Raw genomic sequence first — 20,856 nt, forward strand, 5'->3', positions numbered from 1 at the left:
TTTTTACTTGGGCAGGATGAATGCCGCTTCTTCCCTCACCTGCAGCGCGGCGCCGTCTGTTGATGCCAGCGTGAAGGCGATCCGGTTCGACCCGGGCCGGCCATCTCCGCCGGCGATGCGCACCCGCACCGGCACGGCGCGCGTGGTGGCTGCATCGATCTCGACCACGTCCTCGTCCACGACTTTCGCCGAGGCGATGCCGTCGACCGTGATGCGCAGGCGCTGCGGCTCCTCCAGCGTGTTCATCACCTGCAGCCGGTAGACGTTCTCGATCATCCCGTCCTCGACTTCGCGGCCCATCGAGCCGCGGTCGCGGATCACGTCCAGCTTGAGCGGGTTGCGCAGCGCCAGCGAGGCGACCATGGCACTGCCGAGGATCGCCAGCACCGCGGCATAGATCATCACGCGCGGACGCAGTACGCGCCGCCGTACCTGGTGCGGGGAGAGTTTCGCCGCCAGCGCATTCTCGGTCGCATAGCGGATCAGGCCGCGCGGGCGCTCCACCTTGTCCATCACGCCGTTGCAGGCGTCCACGCAGGCGGCGCAGCCGATGCATTCGTACTGCAGGCCCTTGCGGATGTCGATCCCGGTCGGGCATACCTGCACGCACATGCTGCAGTCGATGCAGTCGCCGCCATTCGGGGTCCCGGTGCGCGCATGGACTGCACCACGCGGCTCGCCGCGGGCGGCGTCGTAGGTGACGATCAGCGTGTCCTTGTCAAACATCGCGCTCTGGAAGCGCGCATACGGGCACATGTACTTGCACACCTGCTCGCGCAGCCAGCCCGCGTTGCCGTAGGTGGCGAGCGCGTAGAACAGCACCCAGAAGCGCTCCCAGGGTCCAAGGCCGAAGCTGGCGATGTCGAAGCTCAGCTCGCGCACCGGCGTGAAGTAGCCGACAAAGGTAAAGCCGGTCCACAGCGCCACCAGGCCCCAGGCCGCATGCTTGCCGCCCTTGCGCGCGATTTTTTCCAGCGTCCAGGGCTGGCGGTCGAGGCGGATGCGGCTGCTACGCGGACCTTCGAACTTGCGCTCGATCCACAGGAAGATCTCGGTGTAGACCGTCTGCGGGCAGGCGAACCCGCACCACACCCGGCCCGCCACCGCCGTCACCAGGAACAGCCCGTAGGCGCACAGGATCAGCAGCGCGGCCAGGTAGATGAAGTCCTGCGGCCACAGCACCAGTCCGAAGAGATAGAACTTGCGGCTGGCCAGGTCGAACAGCACTGCCTGGCGGCCATGCATCTCGAACCACGGCAGGCCGTAGAACAGCAGCTGGGTGAGCCAGACGCAGGCCCAGCGCAGCGAGGCATAGCGGCCCTTGATCTCGCGCGGGTAGATCTCTTCGCGCGCCGCGTACAGGCGGACCACCGCCTCTTGAGGGGCATTCATCTTGCTTGCGCCGTCACGATGGGTTTCAGTTCGGCCTGATTCGACAGGCTCCACACATAGGCCGCCAGCACGTGCACCTTCTCTTCGCCGAGGAATTCGCCGAAGGCCGGCATGGTGTTGGTGCGGCCCTTGCGGATGGTCTCCATCACGGTTTCCGGGCTGCCGCCATACAGCCAGGTCTTGTCCGCCAGGTTGGGCGCCCCCATGGCCGGATTGCCCTCGCCTTTCACGCCGTGGCAGGCCACGCAGGCGGCAAACTTCGGCTTGCCGAAGGCGACCTTGATCGGGTCCGCCGGCAGGCCGGACAGGTCGCGCACATAGTGGGCCACGCTTTCGATGTCCTTGTCCGAACCGAGCGCCGCGCCCATCGGCGGCATGACGCCGACCCGGCCCTGCATGATGCTCTGCTTGATCGTCGAGGGCTCGCCGCCGTGCAGCCAGTCGCGGTCGGCCAGGTTGGGGAAGCCCTTGCTGCCGCGCGCATCAGACCCGTGGCACTGCGCGCAATAGGTCAGGAACAGGCGTTCGCCGATGGCATGGGCCTGCGGGTCGGCGGCGACCAGCTTCAGGTCCTGGTTGGCGTACTTGGCGAACAGCGGACCGAAGTCGGCCTTGGCCTGCTTCAGCTCGGCCTTGTACTCGCCGGTGGTCGTCCAGCCCAGCTTGCCGGCATAGCTGCCCAGGCCCGGATACAAGGCCAGGTAGGCAAAGCCGAACACGATGGTGAGCCAGAACAGCACGATCCACCAGCGCGGCATCGGCGTGTTCAGTTCGGTCAGGTCCTCGTCCCAGACGTGGCCGGTGGTTTTCTCGGGCGTGCCGTCGGCGCCCAGCTTGACGCGGTAGCTCGACTGCGACCACAGCAGGATGCCGCAGCCGAGGATCGACAGCACCGTGATGACGGCGATGTACCAGTGCCAGAACTCGTTGAAGAAATCAGCCACGCTCGTTCTCCCCTGCTTCATCGGCAAACGGCAGTTGCGCCGCCTTGTCGAAGTCGCTGCTCCGGCGCAGCACGTAGGTCCAGCCGACGATGCCCAGGAAGGTCACGAAGCTCACGACCGTCATCACGCTGCTGGCGTTATCAAAGATGTGTTGGAGTGCCATTTTCAATTCCTCGTCTTGATCTGGGTGCCCAGGCCCTGCAGGTAGGCGATCAGCGCGTCCTGCTCGGTCTTGCCGCTCACCTCGCCTGGCGCGGCCGCGATCTCGGCTTCGCTGTAAGGCACGCCGAGGCGGCGCATCGCGCGCATCTTCGGGATGATCTCGCTCGGGTCCAGCTTGGCCTTGGCCAGCCACGGATAGCCCGGCATGTTCGATTCCGGCACCACGTCGCGCGGGTTGTCGAGGTGGGTGCGGTGCCATTCGTCGCTGTAGCGGCCGCCCACGCGGGCCAGGTCGGGGCCGGTGCGCTTCGAGCCCCACTGGAACGGGTGGTCGTAGACGAATTCGCCGGCCACCGAATAGTGGCCGTAGCGCTCGGTCTCGGCGCGGAACGGCCGGATCATCTGCGAGTGGCAGTTGTAGCAGCCTTCGCGGATGTAGACGTCGCGCCCCGCCAGGCGCAGCGGCGAGTAGGGTTTCAGGCCGGCCACCGGCTCGGTGGTGGACTTCTGGAAGAACAGCGGCACGATCTCGACCAGCCCGCCGAAGGAGATCACGAGCAGCACCAGGCCGATCAGGAGCCAGGGGTTTTTCTCGATCCATTCATGGGTAAACTTCTTTTTCATTATGTGCTCCGGTTCAGGCGTGCGCTGCTTCAGGCTGCGCGTGGTGCGGGTGCGGCTTGGTCGGCCCAAGCGGGATCTTCGCGTCCACGCTCTTCGTTCCGCTCAGCGTCTTCCAGGTGTTGAAGGCCATGATCGCCATGCCAGACAGGTACAGGAAGCCGCCGGTGAAGCGGATCACGTAGTAGGGATAGGTGGCCTTGACGCTCTCGGCGAAGGTATAGGTCAGGGTGCCGTCCGGATTCACCGCGCGCCACATCAGGCCCTGCATCACGCCGGCGATCCACATCGAGGCGATGTAGAGGACGATGCCGATGGTGGCGACCCAGAAGTGCGTGTCGACCAGCGACATGCTCCACATCTGCTTCTTGCCTGCCAGGCGCGGGATCAGGTAGTAGATCGAGCCCATGGTGATGAAGCCGACCCAGCCCAGGGCGCCGGCATGCACGTGGGCGACGGTCCAGTCGGTGTAGTGAGACAGCGAGTTGATGGTCTTGATCGACATCATCGGGCCCTCGAAGGTGGCCATGCCGTAGAAGGACAGCGAGACGATCAGGAACTTCAGGATCGGGTCCGAGCGCAGCTTGTGCCAGGCGCCCGACAGGGTCATGATCCCGTTGATCATGCCGCCCCACGAAGGCGCCAGCAGGATCAGCGAGAACACCATGCCGATCGACTGGGTCCAGTCGGGCAGCGCGGTGTAGTGCAGGTGGTGTGGGCCGGCCCACATGTAGGTGAAGATCAGGGCCCAGAAGTGCACGATCGACAGGCGGTACGAGTACACCGGGCGCTCGGCCTGCTTCGGGATGAAGTAATAGACCATGCCGAGGTAGCCGGCGGTCAGGATGAAGCCCACCGCGTTGTGGCCGTACCACCACTGGATCATCGCGTCCTGCACGCCGGCATACGCGGAATACGACTTCATCGCCGACACCGGCATCACCGCGCCGTTCACCACGTGGAGGATGGCGACCGCCAGGATGTAGGCGCCGAAGAACCAGTTGGCCACGTAGATGTGCTGGACGCGGCGCTTGATGATGGTGCCGAAGAAGACCACGGCATAGGCCACCCAGACCACGGTGATCAGGATCGCGATCGGCCATTCGAGCTCGGCGTATTCCTTGCCGCGGGTGAAGCCCATCGGCAGTGAGATCGCGGCCGACACCAGCACCGCCTGCCAGCCCCAGAAGGTGAAGCTGGCCAGCTTGTCCGAGAACAGCCGCACCTGGCAGGTGCGCTGCACCACGTAGTAGGAAGTGGCGAACAGGCCGCAGATGCCGAAGGCGAAGATGACCGCATTGGTGTGCAGCGGGCGCAGGCGTCCGTAGCTCAGCCAGGCGATGTCGAAATTCAGCGCGGGCCAGGCCAGCTGCGCCGCGATGAAGACGCCGGCGGCCATGCCGATCACGCCCCACACGACGGTCGCGATGGCAAACTGGCGCACGATCTTGTAGTTATAGTTTAGACTGGTGTCCAAGATGCTCTCCTGATAATACCTTGATGGATGACAATCAGGAGTGTCGTTTTTCGCAGTGCAAAAATCCTTGATGTGAATCAAATTGTTCAGCATCAGATGAGCTATGCAACAGCATCTTGCGGCCGAGTGCGCGAGGCGTGTTGACTGAAAAATCAAGGCTGCGATTTGGGATCAATCAAGGATCTCGACGGACACTCGGAAAGGAAGGAAACCCGCCATGCCGCCGCTATCGCAATCCGTATCGGAAGAACTCAGCAAGCGCCTGCACCAGGCGCGCCAGGACCTGCTCGACACCGTGCGTTCGCGCACCGGCCAGCAAGATGACGAAGCACCATCGATCGGCCCCCTCGCCCACCAGGGCCAGAGCGACGATGCGCCGCAATCGGAAATGATCAGCCACAACGAGCAGCACCTGGCCGACCACGAATCCAGCCTGCTGCACGAGATCGACGTCGCCATCGGCAAGCTCGAATCGGGCGGCGCCGGCATCTGCGAATCCTGCGGGCGCGACATCCCGGACGCGCGCCTGCTGGCCACGCCCACGGTGCGGCTGTGCATCGCGTGCCAGGAACAGCTCGAGAAAGACCAGCATACCGGGCGCGGACCGTCGATGTAGGCCGGTGCTCAGGCCGGCCGGTCGTCGTCCACCAGGATCCGCATCCCCGGCCCTTCGAGGTCCTCGAACTGCCCGCTGTCCGCGGCCCCGAAAAAGATCCATACCGCCAGCGCGACCAGGATCACGCTCAGGGGTATCAACAAATACAGTGCTTCCATATCAGTCCTTGCGCAGCCGCAGCGCGTTCAGCACCACGATCGCCGAGCTGGCCGCCATGCCGATGCCGGACAGCCAGGGGTTGAGCAAGCCGGTCGCCGCCGCCGGGATCGCGGCCAGGTTGTAGACCGAGGCCCAGATCAGGTTCTGGCGGATCACCGCCAGGGTGCGGCGCGCGGTAACGGCGGCGTCGGCCAGCGGCAGCAGGCTGTCGCCCAGCAGCACGCCGTCGGCATGCACCTGGGCCAGTTCGGCGCCGCGTCCCATGGCGAAGGAAACGTCGGCGCCGCGCAGCACGGCCGCATCGTTGCTGCCGTCGCCCACCATCGCCACCACCGCGCCATCGGCCTGCAGCTCGCGCACGAAGGCGAGCTTCTCGGCCGGCAGGCGGCCGCCGAAGGCGCTGGCGATGCCGAGCTGGCGCGCCACCGCAGCCGTTGCGGCCTGGTCGTCGCCGCTGAGCAGGATCACGGTCTTGCCGCCGCGCTGGAAGCGCCGCACCACCTCCCGGGCCTCCTCGCGCAGTGCGTCGGACAGGTCGAAGCGCGCCAGCCACTGGCCTTCGCAGGCCAGCCAGGCGGTGCTGGTGCCGGCCGGCGCCGCCGAACCCACCACGCCACCGGCCAGCTCCTGGACGTAGTCCGCGGTGCCGATGCGGTAGACGACGCCGTCGATGCTGCCTTCGATGCCGCGCCCGATGTCGGCGCGCAAGCCGCGCGCGCTCAAGCCGTGGCCCGGCATCGCGGCGCGGATCGCCATGCCGATCGGATGGGAGTTATCGGCCTGCAGCGCGGCGCCGATGCGCAAGCACAGGTCGCTGTCGAGCGCACCGACCGGCTGCACCTGGCGTAGCACCGGGCGGCCCAGGGTCAGGGTGCCGGTCTTGTCGAACACGACGTGGGTGGCGCGCTCGAAGGTTTCCAGCGTATGCGGGGCGACGGCCAGCACGCCGCGGCGCAGCAGCCGGTCGGTGGCCGCCGCCAGCGCGGTCGGGGTGGCCAGCGACAGCGCGCATGGGCAGGACACCACCAGTACCGCCACCGCCGCATGCCAGGCACGTTCGGGGTCGACCGTGCTCCAGATCAGGTAGACCGCCGCGCTCAAGACCAGCAGGGCCAGCACGAACCAGGCGGCGACGCGGTCGGCCCACAGCGCGATCGCCGGCTTGCCCTGGCCGGCCCGTTCGACCAGCCTGACCAGCATCGCCACCGTGCTGTCGCGCGCCGACGCGGTGATGCGCACCACGATGGCCTGGCCGGCATTGACGGCGCCGCCCGGCAGCACCTCGCCCGGCCCCATGCGGCGGGTCCGGCTTTCGCCGGTCAGCAGCGAGAAATCCAGCTCGGTCGTGCCCTCATCGATGACTCCGTCCGCCGGCACCGCCCGTCCCGGCGGCACCAGCACCAGTTCGCCCACCGCCAGGCTTGACGCCGGCACCAGCTCGGTATCGCGCGCGGCCGGATCGCCGAGCAGGCGCAGGCCCGAGGCCGGCACCCCGCCGCGCAGGGTGTCGAGCGCCTGGGTGGCGCGCCGGCGCGCGCCCAGCTCGAGGTAGCGGCTGCCCAGCAGCAGGAACACGAACATCGTGATCGAGTCGAAGTAGACCTCGCCCTTGCCCGAGACGAGCGTGGCGCAGCTGCCGGCGAAGGCGGCCGCGATGCCCAGCGCCACCGGCACGTCCATGCCGGGCACGCCGCGCTTGACGTCGCGCCAGGCGCCCGCGAAGAAAGGCAGGGCCGAATAGAACACGGCCGGCAGGGTCAGCGCGAACGAGGCCCAAGCCATCAGCGCGCGCATGTCGGCGTCCATGCTGCCGTCTTCGGCCAGGTAGACCGGCACCGCATACATCATCACCTGCATCATCGACAGGCCGGCCACGAACAGCTGGCGGAACAGGGTGCGGCGTGCGCGCTCGATCCGTTCGGCATGGCGCTGGACATCGTAGGGCGCGGCGAAGTAGCCGATGGCGCGCAAGGCGCGCACGATCGCGCTGGGGCGGCACAGGGCCGGGTCCCAGCGCACGAACACGCGCCCGGTGGCAACGTTCAGCGCCACTTCCTGCACGCCGGCCAGTTGCCCCAAGCGGCGCTCGACCAGCCAGACGCAGGCGCCGCAGCGCACCCCTTCGATCGAGAAGCTGCCCTCGCCCTGCATGCCTTGCTGGTCGAACAGCGCCAGCTCGGGTTCGTCCGCCCTGGCGGCATTCGATGCCGCGTATTCGGTACGCACGCTGTAATAGTCGGCGAAGCCGCCGGCGACGATCGCCTCGGCCGCGGCGGCGCAGCCGGGACAGCACATGCTGCGCGGCGCGCCGTCGACCCGGGCCTGCCAACGGCTGCCTTCCGGGACCGGGGAGCCGCAGTGAAAGCAGCCCGCGGCGGCGGCGCCGAGGCCGGCGCTGCGCAGGGCATCGTTGGCGGCGGCTGCCTCGGCGCCCTCCACCGCCCCTACCGGCGGCGCGACCTGTGCCAGCACCGCGCTCATGCTTCAGCTCCCGACGCCACGCACAGGACGTCGATCCAGTGGGCCCACATCCCGTGGGCCGCGGCGCCGGGCGCGGACATGCCGCCGGCGGCGCGCCACAGCCCGAGCAGGCCGAAGCCGAGGATCAGCAGGCCGCAGGCCAGGCGCACCTGGCGCAGCTGGAACAGGGTGCGCAGGCGCACCCCGGCCATGCCGATCGCCGCCAGCATCGGCAGCGTGCCCAGCCCGAAGGCCAGCATCACGCTGGCGCCACCCAGCGCGGAGCCGCTCAGCATGGCCGTCACCAGCATGCTGTAGACCATCCCGCAAGGCAGCCAGCCCCACAGCGCGCCGGCCGCGAACATGCGTCCCGGCGTGGCGCCCGGACCGAGCTGGCGCAGCAGCGGGGAAATGCGGCGCCACAGCGCCTGCCCGCTTCGCTCCAGCAGCGCCAGGCCGCGCCAGGCATCCATCAGGTAAAGTCCCAGCGCCACCAGCATCAGGTTGGCCAGCACGTAGGCCCCGAGCTGCAGCGCCGGCAGCCCGGCAAGCCTGGCCGCGCCGCCCGCCAGGCCGCCGGCCAGGGCGCCGGCAGTGGCATAGCTGGCGATACGGCCGGCGTTGTAGGCGCCCACGTGCGCAGCCACCGGCGCCAGGCGCTGGACGGCCACGGTGCGCACCGGGACCGGGAATGCAGGCCGCGGCGCGACCGACAGTGCGCCCACGATGCCGCCGCACATGCCGGCGCAGTGGACACTGCCGGCCAGGCCGACCAGGAATACCGGGAACAGGCTGACGTTCATATGGTCTGCGAGTGGCGTGGACCCTCGCTGCGGGCGGCGAGGTAGCGGTCGAACACCATGCACACGTTGCGGATCAGGAGGCGTCCCTTCATGGTCACGGTCAGCCATTCCGGACCGACGCTCACCAGGCCGTCCTCTTCCATCTGGCGCAGGCGCGCCAGCTCGGGCGCGAAGTAGTCGCGGAACACGATCGGGAAGGCCTGCTCCAGCGCCGGGATCGACACCTCGAACTGGCACATCAGCTTCTGGATCAGGCTGCGGCGCAGCGCGTCGTCCATGCCGAGCCGAATGCCGCGCGCCACCGGCAGCTCGTTCTGGTCGAGCAGGTCGTAGTACTCCTCGAGCGTCTTGACGTTCTGGCTGTAGGTGGCCCCCACCGCGCCGATGGCCGAGACGCCGCAGGCCACCAGGTCGGTGTCGGCATGGGTCGAGTAACCCTGGAAGTTGCGGTGCAGGCGGCCCTGGCGCTGGGCCACGGCAAGGTCGTCGTCCGGCTTGGCGAAATGGTCCATGCCGATGTAGACGTAGCCGGCCGCGCCCAGGCGTTCGATGCACAGCTGGAGCATCGCGAGCTTGGTGTCGCTGGACGGCATGTCGGCTTCCACGATGCGGCGCTGCGGCTTGAACAGGTGCGGCATGTGGGCGTAGTGGTAGACGGCGATGCGGTCCGGGCTTGCCGCCACCACCTTGTCGAGGGTCTGGCGCATCGTCTCCAGGGTCTGCTTCGGCAGGCCGTAGATCAGGTCGATGCTCACCGAGCGGAAGCCGGCGGCGCGCGCGGCATCGATCACCGCACGCGTTTCATGCTCGGGCTGAACGCGGTTGACGGCGCGCTGCACCTCGGGGTCGAAGTCCTGCACGCCCAGGCTGATGCGGTTGAAGCCCTGCCGCCGCAAGGTATGCACCCGCTCGCTTGAAACGGTGCGCGGATCGACCTCGATCGAGTATTCGCCTACCTCGTCCGGCGCGAAGCGGAAGTTGCGGCGCAGGTGGGCCATCAAGTCGTCCATCTGGGCGTCGGAAAGATAGGTCGGGGTGCCGCCGCCGAAATGCAGCTGCTCGACCTCGTTCATGCCGGCGAACAGCGCGCCCTGCATGGCGATCTCGCGCTTCAGGTAGGAGAGATAGGTCGCGGCCTTGTCGCGCTTTTTGGTGACGATCTTGTTGCAGGCGCAGTAGTAGCAGACCGTGTCGCAGAACGGAATGTGCAGGTAGAGCGACAGCGGGCGGGCGCCGCCGCGGGTGCGCAGGCCGGCCACGGCATGCAGGTAGTCGCGGTAACCGAATTCCTCGCCGAAGCGGTCGGCGGTCGGATACGAGGTATAGCGCGGGCCGTTCTTGCCGAGGCGCTTGAGCAGGTCCAGGTCGACGTCGACGCTGGAAGTTGCGGCGGCCTGGGTTGCCGGGTGGGCAAGGATGGGAACCACGGGCTTGCCCACGGCCGGTAACACTGTTGCATGCATGTCAATCAACTCCTGCTGCTGCCGGTTTGCGGAACTGCAAAACGGCTCGAATAACAGGCAGTTTATTGATCAGCGTCTTGGAAATCCTTGACTTGCATCAAATACGGACGAGTCTGCGAACATTCCTGAACCTGGACCGTGGGGTGGGCGGCATTGACGGCGCGGCTTCTCTGCCTGCCGGATGCCGCCGCCCGCCCTACCGTACCATGGCCGGTCCAGTGGGCGCTCAGCGCCGCGCCGGCGCCTGCTCGTCGAGCTTGAACACCGACAATGCCTGCACCAGGTGGAAGGCCTCGTCGGCCACGTTGGCCGAGGCATTCGCCGATTCTTCCACCAGGGCGGCATTTTCGCGGGTGATCTGGTCGAGCTGGGCCATGGCCGCGTTCACCTGGGCGATGCCGGCGCCCTGCTCGCGGCTGGCGCCGGTGATGCCGTTCATGATCGCGGCCGCTTCGGCTACCTTGGCCACCACTTCGCGCATGGTCTGGCCGGCGTCGCCCACCAGCACATTGCCTTCGCCGACCTGCTGCACCGAGGTTTCGATGAGGGTCTTGATTTCCTTGGCCGCCGCGGCCGAGCGCTGCGCCAGGCTGCGCACCTCGCCGGCGACGACGGCAAAGCCGCGCCCCTGCTCGCCGGCACGGGCCGCCTCGACCGCTGCGTTCAGCGCCAGGATATTGGTCTGGAAGGCAATGCCGTCGATCAGGCCGATGATGTCCACGATGCGGGTGGCCGAGGCGCTGATGTGGCCCATGGTGTCGCCCACCCGGCCCACGGCCTCGCCGCCGCGTCCGGCGACGTTCGAGGCGGCCACGACCAGCCCGTCGGCGCGCACCGCGCTGTCGGTGTTGTGGCCGGCCGCCGCGGCGATCTGCGCCAGGCTGCTCGCGGTCTGCTCGAGGCTGGCCGCCTGGGCTTCGGTACGGCTGGCCAGGTCGCCGTTGCCGGCCGCGATCTCGCGGGTCGCATGCTCGATCGAGCCCACATTGCGGCGCACGTCGCCGACGATCGCCTTCAGGTTGACGTTCAGCTGGCGCAGCGCCAGCTGCAGGCGGCCGATCTCGTCGTTGCGGCCCGGCTCGCAAGGGTGCGACAGGTCGCCGCCGGCCAGTGCATACACGGCGGCGGTGGCCTCGCGCAGGGGACGGGCGATGGTGCGCTGCAGTTCGGCCCAGGCCGCCAGCGTCGCCGCCACGCCTGCGCCCGCCAGCAATTTCCACAGCAAGCCGTCCGCTGCCAGCCCAAGGGCGGCCATCAGCACCGCCTGGCCGCCCATCATGATGCCGAGGCGGCGCGACAGCGGCAGCGAACGCAGCGCACCGAGGCGGGCGCGCCAACCAAGGCGGCGTGCGGCGCCACGGTGGATCGTCAGCCCCTTCGCCTCGCCGGCGCGGAATTTCCGATAGAGCTCGCCGGCCGCCACCACCTGCTCGCGGCTCGGTGCGGTACGCACCGACATGTAGCCGGTGACGCGGCCTCCCTCCTTGACCGGCACCACGTTGGCAACCACCCAGTAGAAGTCGCCGTTCTTGCGACGATTCTTGACCAGGCCGGTCCAGGGCTCGCCCGCCTGCAGCGTGCGCCACAGGTCGGCAAATGCTTCCGGCGGCATGTCCGGATGGCGGACGATGTTGTGCGCCTTTCCGAGCAATTCGTGCTCGTCGAAGCCGCTGACTTCGACAAAGCTGGGGTTGACGTAGGTGATGCGGCCCTTGGTGTCCGTCTTGGAAACGATGGACTGGCCTTCCTGTAACAGGTATTCGATGCCGGTGACCGGCAGGTTGGTACGCACGTGCTTCTCCTTGTTGCCGTAAGGCAAAACTCCAAGCGCACGATTCTAACAAGTGAAACACCGAATTTTTTGACTTGGATCAAATTTAACTGTGACCACGTGGCGTAGAGCCCGCAAAAAACCTTGATTTACGTCAAAGGTTGCCATTGGTGTAAGCTTTAGATATGGACAACATGACACACTCGCTCGTCGGCCTGGCCCTGGGAGAACTGGTCGAGCGCGCCCTGCCCCCGGCAAGCGATCCGGCCCGGGGCCGTACCCGCCGCCGCGCCCTCCTGCTCACCGGCCTGCTGGCCAGTAATTTCCCCGACCTCGACCTGGTGCTCACGCCGCTGCTGCCGGCGCCGCTGGGCTACCTGATCCACCACCGCGGCCACACGCATACCCTGCTGTACGCGCTGCCGCAGGTGCTCCTACTGCTGGCCCTGACTTGGTTGCTGTGGCCGGCAGCGCGCCGGCTGCTGCAGGAAGATCGCCGCACCCGCCGCGCCGTCGTCGGCACCGCCCTGCTGGGCATGGTGCTGCACCTGTCCTTCGACGGCCTGAACGTGTACGGGGTCCACCCCTTCCACCCTTTCGATTCGCGCTGGCTGTACGGCGACCTCGTCTTCATCGTCGAGCCGGTGTTCTGGACCGCGCTCGGCTTTGCACTAGCCCTGCTGTCGCGGCGCACCGGCTTGCGCTGGCTGGGACTGGGTTTCTTTGCAGGCATGCCGGTGCTGTTTACCTGGATGGGCTTCCTGCAATGGGGTTCGCTCGCCGCGCTGGGCCTGGTGGCGCTGCTGGTCGCCGGCGCCAGGCTCAAGCTGGGAGCGCGTGCCGGACTGGTGGCGGCCTCCCTCGCCTGCGTGGGCTTCGTCGGCATCCAGGCCGTGGGCGCGCAGCTTGCGCGCGGCGAGATCCGCAGCGCGCTCGACACGGTGGCGCCGGGCAGCCGCGTGCTCGACATCGCACTGTCGTCCTTCCCGGCCAATCCCTTGTGCTGGTCCTTCGCCACCGTGTCCGACAAGCCGGCCGCCGGCAGCTATGGGGTACGGGTCGGCGTGCTCAGCCTGGCGCCCGGCCTGAGCCCGGTCTGGGCATGCCCGGAACGCTTCGGCGGCGTGCCCGATAGTGCAAGCGAAGCCGCCGGCAGGCCGGTGCTGCGCGACGCAGGGGGTCGGGGAGCCGAAGCGGCCGCCCGGGCTGTGCCTGCGGCGACAGCGGCACTGGCCTGGAAATTCAGCGAGACCGGCAGCCTGCAGGACTTCCGCGCGCTGCAGCGGACCAATTGCCACTTCGATGCCTGGCTGCGCTTCGCCCGCGTGCCCTCGCTGGCCGGGGGCAATGCCACCGATATTCGCTTCGGCGCTCCCGACCAGCCCAACTTCTCGACCCTGCCGTATGCCGCCCGCGCGGCCGAACCCTGCCCGTCGCCGCTGGCGGCATGGGGCTATCCGCGCGGGGACCTGCTCGGCTGGAAAGGGCAGGGAGCGCGCTAAGGTGCACGCCGCAGCGGCGCTCGCAACGGCCCGCCGGCCCGCACCCTCCCCTGCCGTCCGGCCCGGGCGATGACCTGCCCGAAGAAGTCCACCAGGCCGGGCGCATGCAGGTCGAAGCAGAAGCCGTCGCGCACCTGCCACACGCGCTCGCGCAGTGCGGCCATGGCGGCGCGGTCGTGCAGCTGGCGCGCCAGGTCCTCGATGCTGTCGAAAAACACCCCGATGCCGAGGCGCCGGGCCAGCGCCTGGGCTGCCACGATGGCGCCGCCGTTGTCGACCTGGATCATCGGCAGCCCGGCCGCCGCCAGGGTCGCGACCCGCGCCGGAATGTTCAGGTCGTCCCAGTCGGCGCGCCGGATGTCGCCGCCGTTCTGGCTGCGAAACACGTGCAGCCAGCCGGCGTCGTATTGCGAGAATTCGCGCACCCATCCGTCCGGGTCGACATTCCGGTGCAGGTGCAGGTGTTCCGGCGCCAGCGCCTGTGCTGTCCTTATCCACTCGCGCCACTGGCCCTGCGTAAAGTCTCCATAGAAATGCAGGTGGATGCCGTGGCGCGCCAGCTCGGCCACCGTGGGCGGATGCAGCCCAATCGGCCGCCCTGGCACCACGGTGTGCACCTGGCCGCCCGCGCCCGCTGCGGACAGCAGGGGCGAGCGCTCCTGCAGGAACCAGGCGCGGCGCGGCAGGTCGCCGTCGAGCACATGTTCAAGACGAGGCGCAGGGCGCCCGGTGGGCAGCCTGGGCAGAGCGGTGGCGAACCAGTCGCGCATTTCAGGGCTGCTGTAGATGCAGCCGTCGGCCAGCCGCACCAGGTCGGCCAGCAGCGGCCAGGTTCCCTTCTCGATGCAGATGAAGGGGCCTTCCTTGAAATGCCAGACAAAAGGAATGTCCGGCGTGTGCATCAGCACTTCGTGGGCAAAGGGCACGGCCTGCCAGTTGAGCTGGGCGTAGACGAGGTCGGGTTCGATGCGCGCCAGCGCCTCGCGCCAGCCGTGGCGCGGCAGCTCCTCGACCTGGCCGAAAGGCAGCGGCCCGACCGTATTGAACCAGCTCGGTGTCGGCGTCCACAATCCGTACAGCCGGTGTCCCAGGGCTTCCAGCGCCAGCACGCGGTCGGCGTTGTAGGCCAGCTCGCCGGCCAGCACGATCTTCAAGCCCTTGCGGGCGTCCTGCGGCCGGGCGGCGCGCACCTGCGCATACAGCCGCTCCTCGTCGATGGGGTTGCCGGTGCTGGTATGGAAGCGCAGAGGTCCGGCTACCCGGTAGTGCTGGCGGAAGGGGTTGATGCCCCCGAGCGGCTCGCGCATGCGCTTGTGGCGCTGGCCCGGATGGTCGACCCACTCGCAGCTGATCTCCCCCGTCGGCACGAAGGCGCCCTGGGCGCGCAGTCCGGTCCAGAACAGGCGGTCGAGGTCGTCGCTCTCGAGCTCGGCGCGCTCGCGCCAGCGCAGTGCGGTGCGGCGGTGCAGGCATTGCACGGGTTGCAGGCATTCCCCCGGGACGATGCCGTCGGCGCTGCGGTTGTAGTGGTGGCGCACGCCGGCATAGGCCAGCACCGCGCCGGGCGCGCGCTCGAGGCAGGCCACCAGTTGCGCCAGGTGCCCGGCATACCAGACGTCGTCGCTCGGCAGGTAGGCCAGCAGTTCGCCGCGCGCGGCGTCGAGGCCGGCGTTGATGGCGCGGCCCAGTCCGCCATTGCTGTCGAAGCGCAGGTAGCGCACCCTGGCGTCGGCCAGCCAGGGCGCCAGGGCGCTGGCGGTGTCGTCGCAGGAGCCGTCGTCGACGATGACGAGCTCCCAGTCGGGATAGGTCTGCGCCCACAGGCTGTCGAGGGCGCGGCCGATGAAGGCCGCCTGCTCGAAGGTGGGCATGAGTACGCTGACGCGTGGGGAAGCGGGGACGGACGGCTGGCTGCTCATGGCGATGGCTGGTTGTGGGAGCCTCCCCAGATTAGAAGGCGGCGCCCCGCTGCGTTTGCGGCATGTCAGCAGTGCGCGGCGGCCTCCCGGGACCCGAGCGCGAGCGCCGCTGCAAGGCTATACTCGCGGCATGAATCCCGACCAGCCACTTCCCGATACCGCGTGCTACTGCTCGGCGCTGCGCCAGGCCTCGCGCTACGTCACCTCGTTCTATGACCAGATGCTGTCCGGATCGGGCCTGCGCGTGACCCAGTTCGCGATCCTGTCCCGGCTCAGGCCGCACCCGGCCAGCATGACCCAGCTGGCACAGAGCATGGTGATGGACCGCACCACGCTGGCGCGCAACCTGCAGCCCCTGGTGCGCGAACAGCTGGTGCAGGTACGTCCCGGCGAGCAGGACCGGCGCGAGCGCGTCATCGAGCTGACCGCGCTCGGGCGCGACAAGGTCGAGGCCATCCTTCCCGCCTGGCGCCGCGCCCAGGCCCGCTTCGACGCGCAGTTCGGCGCGGAGCGCGGCGTCCAGCTGCTGGCGACCATGCGCGCCGTGGTCGACAGCGGCCTGCACGAATCCGGCGAATCGACGCCGGCCGACCCGGACTGAACGGCATGGCGGGCGCGGCACTTGCCATTTTTTCAGTAAAATCGTCAGTTTTCCCAGCGTTCGAACCGCCGTGCCCCCTACCGAACCCATGCTAGCCTTCCTGTCGAACGGCGGCGCCCTAGGTGCCCGGATCCACGCGCACGACTGGAACGCGCACCCGCTCGGACCGATCACCGCCTGGCCGGCGGCCCTGCGCACGACGCTCGGCATCATGCTGGGCTCGGCCTTCCCGACCTTCCTGGCCTGGGGCCCACGGCTGGAACTGTTCTATAACGATGCCTACCTGCCCCTGCTCGGCAACAAGTCCGCCGATGCGCTCGGCCGGCCGCTGCCCGAGGTCTGGGACGAGGTGTGGGACACGGTCGGCCCGTATGCCACTCGCGTGCTGGCAGGCGAGTCCTTCTTCTTCGAGAACTATGCCACCACGGTGGAGCGCCATGGCTACCGCGAACAGGCCTGGTTCACCTTTTCCTACAGCCCGGTGCGCGACGACCAGGGCGTCGTGTGCGGCTTGCTGTGCACGGTCATCGAAGTCAGCGACAAGGTGCGCGCGCTGGCCCGGCACAAGGAAGCGGAAGAGCACCTCGCCCTGTCGCTCGAAGCCTCGGGCAACATCGGCACCTGGTCCTACGACCTCGACACCGCCGCCACCCATGTGGACGAACGCTTCGCGCGCCTGTTCCAGGTCGACGCCGCGCTCGCCCGCGAGGGCACGGAGCTGGTGCGCTTCACCGACATGATCCACCCCGAGGACCGCCCGGCCGTGCTGGCCGCGATCGACCGCGCCATCCTCACCGAGACCCTGTACGACATCGAATACCGGATCCCGCAGCGCTCCGGGCAGGACGTGTGGGTCAACGCGCGCGGCAAGGTGTTCGCCAATCCGGACACCGGGAGCCGCCGCTTCGCCGGCATCGCCGTCGACATCACCGAGCGCAAGCACGCCGAGGGGGCGCGCATCGAGAGCGAGCGCGCGGCGCTGGCCGCGTCACGGCGCGCCGACGAAAGCGCGCGCCGGCTCGACGTGCTGCTCGACGCCGCGCCGGTCGGCATCGTCTACGCCGACGCCGCGGGCCAGCTGCTGGTGGCGAATGCCACCAACCGCCAGATCTGGGGGGCGCATCCGATGCCGGGCGAGGTCGGCGAGTACGCCGAATGGAAAGGCTGGTGGCCGGACGGTTCGCCGCAGGCCGGACAGCGCGTGCAGGCGCACGAATGGCCGATCGCGCGCGCGCTGCGGGGCGAGGTCCAGGCCGCCGGGGTCTTCGAGATCGAACCCTTCGGCGAGCCCGGCGCGCGCCGCACGATCCTGGTACGGGCCGCGGCGATCCACGACCGCGAGGGCGCGATGGTGGGCGCGGTGGCCGCCAACATGGACATCACCGCCCAGGTCGAGGCGGAACGGGCGATGATGGAAAGCGAGGCCAAGTTCCGCCTGATCGCCGACGCCATCCCGCAACTGGCCTGGTCGGCCGACGCCGGCGGCACCAACGATTACCTGAACGCGCGCTGGAGCGCGTTCACCGGCCTGCCGGTCGAGCGCATCGGCGGCAACGGCTGGGGCGAGGTGGTCCACCCGGACGACCTGGCGGCCCTGCTCGCGGCCTGGCGCAACAGCCTGGCCCTGGGGACGCCCTACGAGATCGAGCACCGCCTGCTCCACCATTCCGGCGAGTACCGCTGGATGCTCAACCGCGCCCTGCCCCTGCTCGACCAGAACGGCAAGGCCACGCGCTGGATGGGCACCCTGACCGACATCCACGACAAGAAGACCGGCGAGGAAGAGCTGCGCGCCCAGGCGCGCCGCAAGGACGAGTTCCTGGCCATGCTCGCGCACGAGCTGCGCAACCCGCTGGCGCCGATCAGCAACGCCGCCCAGCTGCTCTCGATGACCACGCTCGACCCGCAGCGGGTGCGCCAGTCGAGCGAAGTGATCATCCGCCAGGTGCGCCACATGACCTCGCTGGTGGACGACCTGCTCGACGTCTCGCGCGTGACGCGCGGCCTGGTGGAGCTGGAGCGCGAACGGGTCGACGTCAAGGCGGTCGTCGCCAGCGCGGTCGAGCAGGCCAGGCCGCTGATGGAAGCGCGCGGCCATGCCTTCGACCAGCACATGACGTCGCGGCGCTGCTGGGTGTTCGGCGACCGCATCCGGCTGGTGCAGGTGATCGTCAACCTGCTGGGCAACGCCGCCAAGTACACCGCCCAGGGCGGCACCATCGCGCTGTCGGTCGAGACCGATGCGGCGAGCGTGACGATCGCGGTGCGCGACAACGGCATCGGCATCGACCGCGCCATCCTGCCGCACGTGTTCGACCTGTTCACCCAGGCCGAGCGCACCCCCGACCGTTCCCAGGGCGGGCTCGGGCTCGGCCTGGCGCTGGTGCGCAGCCTGGTGCAGCTGCACGGCGGCCAGGTCGCCGCCCACAGCGACGGCCTGGGCAAGGGCAGCAGCTTCACGGTGACGCTGCCGGTGTTCGACGGCGAGCCTGGTGCGGCGCCGGGCGAAGGGCAAGCGGCGGCGCCGGCACGCTCGGGCGGCGGCCGGCGCGTCCTGGTGGTCGACGACAACGTCGATGCGGCCCTGTCGCTGGCCGACGTCCTGCGCTCGCTCGGTCACCTGGTGGACACCGCCCACGATTCGCAGGACGCGCTGGCGCAGGCGGAGCGGGAATGGCCGGATGTCTTCATCCTCGACATCGGCCTGCCCGACATCGACGGCTACGCGCTGGCGCGCCGCCTGCGCGACAGCGAGCGTGGACGGGCCGCGACCCTGCTCGCCCTGACCGGCTACGGCCAGGCCCACGACCGGGTGCTGGCCAAGACGGCCGGTTTCGACCATCACTTCGTCAAGCCGGTGGACCTGGCGCCGCTGGCGCAGATCATCGAACGCGCGCCGCGCTCGGGATTAAGGCAGGCTTAACCGGGCGCGCCCCATGCAATACGCATTGCCCGGGGAACGCGCAAGCAACTATGCTGGCGCTGTCGCCGGCTGGCCCGGCCATTCACGAAGGACACCCATGCCGCCCCGCCGCGCCACCGCCGCCCTGTTCCTGTCCGCCCTGTTCGCCTCGCTGCCGCTGCACGCGGCCACGGCCCTGTCCTGCACGCCGCTGGAAGCCATACCGGCGGCGGTCGCGGACGCGCCCTTCCTGGTGCTCGGCGACGTGCACGGCACCCGCGAGGTGCCGGCCTTCGTCGCCGCCTACCTGTGCGCTGGCGCGAAACGGCAGCGCAGCACCACGCTGGCCATCGAACTGCCGTCGAGCGCACAGGACGCGCTCGACGCCTTCCTGGCCAGCCAGGGCACGCCGCAGGACGTCGAACGGCTGCTGGGGGGCGGCCTGTGGCGCAGTCCGCGCCAGGATGGCAGGACCAGCATCGACATGCTGCGCCTGATCCAGCAGGTGCGCACGCTGCGTGCGCAAGGCGCCGACATCCACATTACCGCGATCGATACCGTGACCGCGACGCCGCAACGCAGCGCCGCGATGGCCGAGCGCCTGCGCGCCGAACTGCGCCAGGGGACGGGCCGCCAGCTGGTGGCACTGGTCGGCGCCCCGCATGCGATCCGCAGCAAGGGCAATCGCTTCAATCCTCATTACGAATCCGCGATCTACCTGCTGGCCGACCAGAGGCCGCTCTCGCTCACGGTGGGTACGGCGGGCGGCACCGCCTGGGTGTGCCGGGGCGCCACGCCCGACACCTGCGGCGCCACCGCCTGGGACATCAACCGCGTCGACCCGGCCCCAGCCGGCCCGTTCTCGCTGGTGCCGCCGTCGCCGCAGTTCGACGGCGTGTTCTACGTGGGGGCGACGAGCGCATCGCCGCCGGCCGTTCAGTGAGGGAAAGGGCTTGCCGTGTCGAAGCGCTTGCCGTCGGGCGTCCGCGGCAGGCCCGTATCCTGAATGCGCCTGACCGACGCCAGCGCGGCGGCCGCGCCTGAAGCGGTGAGCGCGTCCGTCACCAGCTTGCGTTCAGCCGGCGGCAGCGCGGCCACGCTCGCGGCATACTGCGGCGCTTGCGTTTGCCCGCTCTCCTTGAATGCCCTGGCAAGGGCGCGGTAATAGGCTGCCGGACGGCCTTCCGCCACCAGGATGACGTCGGCCTGCGCAGCGGCGCCCGGCTGGAGCGTGCGGCGCGCCGACCGGTTCTGGTACTTCAGCTTGTCGAAGCTGGCATAGCGGGCGCTTCCCGGCACTTCCAGGCGATAGTGGCCGGCTGCGTCGGTCAGGGCAGCCTTGAGCAGCTTCCCGTCCTTGTCCTCGATGTTGACCGTGACGGCGGGAATGCCCGTTCCGCGCGCGCCGCCATCGACGACCCGGCCGCGGATGATCTCGGCCGCAAGCGACTGGCCGGCAAAAGCGATCGCGACAAGGGCGATCAAGGACGATCGTTTCATGCTGTGCATTCCATCCTCCCGAGGCAAACTGCGTGGCCGCCGATGCTGACCGAGAGTAAAGCATACTCTGCCGGCCGCGCCTAGCCCTGGGTCGACTCAGCCATAACACGCGGAAACGAATATTTCGCCCGTTACGGTTTGGAACAATTTCGAATCGTGCATACCTGCGGTCGGGATTACGATTTATTCATGAACTTCAGCTTTTCTACCCCAACCAGCGGCGCGTGCCTGGTGAAGCTCTGGGCCAGCGGACGCTACGGCTTTTCGCTGCCGAAGAAGGTCGAGATCACCGGCCAGGACGGCGTGACCTCGACCTATCTGTACCACAGCCGAAAAGTCGGGCTGACGTCCGAACTCACCAACCGCACGCTTGTCAGAATCGCGATTGCCCAGTTCCTGCAAGGCGCCGCGGGCGAGGTCCACCAGATCGACGATACGGTGGCGCCCTTTCCCGGCACCCTGACGCAGATCCGGCCCTTCGCCCCGCCGCCACCGCCGCCGCGCGTGCGGCCATCGCGGGTGATGCCGCGAGCGGGCTCCGTCGCCAAGGAGGCGGCATGATTT

18 protein-coding genes are annotated in these 20,856 nt (G+C 68.8%); 6 read left to right on the forward strand and 12 right to left on the reverse strand.

The features are described from left to right. Nucleotides 1-3: 3 nt before the first annotated feature. The 5 genes from ccoG to ccoN are packed head-to-tail and all read right to left on the reverse strand — an operon-like array spanning nucleotide 4 to nucleotide 4,596. Nucleotides 4-1,392, reverse strand: coding sequence for a cytochrome c oxidase accessory protein CcoG (gene ccoG / locus YWC_RS0100435; RefSeq protein WP_027863613.1), 1,389 nt, complete (start codon nucleotides 1,390-1,392; stop codon nucleotides 4-6). Continuing rightward, entirely contained in the window at nucleotides 1,389-2,336 is a 948-nt protein-coding gene (gene ccoP, locus YWC_RS0100440) for a cytochrome-c oxidase, cbb3-type subunit III (protein WP_027863614.1), read from the reverse strand. The genes ccoG and ccoP overlap by 4 nt, the downstream gene beginning before the upstream one ends. Then, on the reverse strand, nucleotides 2,329-2,499 hold the full coding sequence (locus YWC_RS0100445; RefSeq protein WP_027863615.1) for a CcoQ/FixQ family Cbb3-type cytochrome c oxidase assembly chaperone: 171 nt from the start codon (nucleotides 2,497-2,499) through the stop codon (nucleotides 2,329-2,331). Before YWC_RS0100445 ends, ccoP begins: the two co-directional genes overlap by 8 nt. Nucleotides 2,500-2,501: 2 nt before the next feature. After that, a complete protein-coding gene (gene ccoO / locus YWC_RS0100450) occupies nucleotides 2,502-3,122 on the reverse strand; it encodes a cytochrome-c oxidase, cbb3-type subunit II (protein ID WP_027863616.1) in 621 nt (206 codons plus the stop codon). Nucleotides 3,123-3,135: 13 nt separating this feature from the next. Next, a complete protein-coding gene (ccoN, locus tag YWC_RS27730) occupies nucleotides 3,136-4,596 on the reverse strand; it encodes a cytochrome-c oxidase, cbb3-type subunit I (RefSeq protein ID WP_051306108.1) in 1,461 nt (486 codons plus the stop codon). A gap of 217 nt (nucleotides 4,597-4,813) precedes the next feature. On the opposite strand from ccoN, the gene YWC_RS0100460 reads away from it, so the two are divergent. Continuing rightward, a complete protein-coding gene (locus YWC_RS0100460) occupies nucleotides 4,814-5,212 on the forward strand; it encodes a TraR/DksA family transcriptional regulator (RefSeq protein WP_027863617.1) in 399 nt (132 codons plus the stop codon). 8 nt (nucleotides 5,213-5,220) lie between these two features. On the opposite strand, the gene ccoS is transcribed toward YWC_RS0100460, so the two are convergent. The 5 genes from ccoS to YWC_RS0100485 all read right to left on the reverse strand — a co-directional run bounded on the left by ccoS (nucleotide 5,221) and on the right by YWC_RS0100485 (nucleotide 11,889). Beyond that, nucleotides 5,221-5,370, reverse strand: coding sequence for a cbb3-type cytochrome oxidase assembly protein CcoS (gene ccoS, locus YWC_RS0100465; RefSeq protein ID WP_027863618.1), 150 nt, complete (start codon nucleotides 5,368-5,370; stop codon nucleotides 5,221-5,223). 1 nt (nucleotide 5,371) lies between these two features. Next, nucleotides 5,372-7,852 (reverse strand): heavy metal translocating P-type ATPase, encoded by a 2,481-nt coding sequence (locus tag YWC_RS0100470; RefSeq protein WP_084416227.1) that lies wholly within the window; start codon nucleotides 7,850-7,852, stop codon nucleotides 5,372-5,374. Next, nucleotides 7,849-8,634 carry a sulfite exporter TauE/SafE family protein gene (locus tag YWC_RS0100475; protein ID WP_027863620.1) on the reverse strand — a complete coding sequence of 262 codons (786 nt, stop codon included), beginning with the start codon at nucleotides 8,632-8,634 and terminating at the stop codon, nucleotides 7,849-7,851. The genes YWC_RS0100470 and YWC_RS0100475 overlap by 4 nt, the downstream gene beginning before the upstream one ends. Beyond that, nucleotides 8,631-10,097, reverse strand: coding sequence for an oxygen-independent coproporphyrinogen III oxidase (hemN, locus tag YWC_RS0100480; RefSeq protein WP_084416228.1), 1,467 nt, complete (start codon nucleotides 10,095-10,097; stop codon nucleotides 8,631-8,633). The genes YWC_RS0100475 and hemN overlap by 4 nt, the downstream gene beginning before the upstream one ends. A 226-nt stretch (nucleotides 10,098-10,323) precedes the next feature. Beyond that, nucleotides 10,324-11,889: a methyl-accepting chemotaxis protein gene (locus YWC_RS0100485; RefSeq protein WP_027863622.1), complete on the reverse strand. Its 1,566-nt coding sequence runs from the start codon at nucleotides 11,887-11,889 to the stop codon at nucleotides 10,324-10,326. Between the two features lie 173 nt (nucleotides 11,890-12,062). On the opposite strand from YWC_RS0100485, the gene YWC_RS0100490 reads away from it, so the two are divergent. After that, the gene (locus YWC_RS0100490) at nucleotides 12,063-13,370 is read left to right on the forward strand and encodes a metal-dependent hydrolase (RefSeq protein ID WP_229412975.1); all 1,308 of its coding nucleotides are present in this window, start codon (nucleotides 12,063-12,065) and stop codon (nucleotides 13,368-13,370) included. On the opposite strand, the gene YWC_RS0100495 is transcribed toward YWC_RS0100490, so the two are convergent. After that, a complete protein-coding gene (locus tag YWC_RS0100495) occupies nucleotides 13,367-15,289 on the reverse strand; it encodes a glycosyltransferase (protein WP_036212459.1) in 1,923 nt (640 codons plus the stop codon). The two genes, YWC_RS0100490 and YWC_RS0100495, sit on opposite strands and share 4 nt — an antisense overlap. A gap of 130 nt (nucleotides 15,290-15,419) precedes the next feature. On the opposite strand from YWC_RS0100495, the gene YWC_RS0100500 reads away from it, so the two are divergent. From YWC_RS0100500 to YWC_RS31345, 3 genes are all read left to right on the forward strand, one after another. Further along, nucleotides 15,420-15,890 carry a MarR family winged helix-turn-helix transcriptional regulator gene (locus YWC_RS0100500; RefSeq protein WP_027863625.1) on the forward strand — a complete coding sequence of 157 codons (471 nt, stop codon included), beginning with the start codon at nucleotides 15,420-15,422 and terminating at the stop codon, nucleotides 15,888-15,890. 70 nt (nucleotides 15,891-15,960) lie between these two features. After that, a complete protein-coding gene (locus YWC_RS31340; RefSeq protein WP_156923418.1) occupies nucleotides 15,961-18,813 on the forward strand; it encodes a PAS domain S-box protein in 2,853 nt (950 codons plus the stop codon). A gap of 97 nt (nucleotides 18,814-18,910) precedes the next feature. Further along, a complete protein-coding gene (locus YWC_RS31345) occupies nucleotides 18,911-19,735 on the forward strand; it encodes a TraB/GumN family protein (RefSeq protein ID WP_027863626.1) in 825 nt (274 codons plus the stop codon). Here the strand turns inward: YWC_RS31345 and YWC_RS0100515 are convergent. After that, a complete protein-coding gene (locus YWC_RS0100515; protein WP_169728070.1) occupies nucleotides 19,729-20,292 on the reverse strand; it encodes a carboxypeptidase-like regulatory domain-containing protein in 564 nt (187 codons plus the stop codon). The genes YWC_RS31345 and YWC_RS0100515 overlap by 7 nt on opposite strands. 189 nt (nucleotides 20,293-20,481) lie before the next feature. Between YWC_RS0100515 and YWC_RS0100520 the strand changes: the two genes are divergently transcribed. After that, nucleotides 20,482-20,853: a hypothetical protein gene (locus YWC_RS0100520; protein ID WP_027863628.1), complete on the forward strand. Its 372-nt coding sequence runs from the start codon at nucleotides 20,482-20,484 to the stop codon at nucleotides 20,851-20,853. Nucleotides 20,854-20,856: the final 3 nt, after the last annotated feature.

This window comes from Massilia alkalitolerans DSM 17462 (assembly GCF_000427785.1).
In the GTDB taxonomy this organism is placed as follows: Bacteria; Pseudomonadota; Gammaproteobacteria; order Burkholderiales; family Burkholderiaceae_D; genus Telluria; species Telluria alkalitolerans.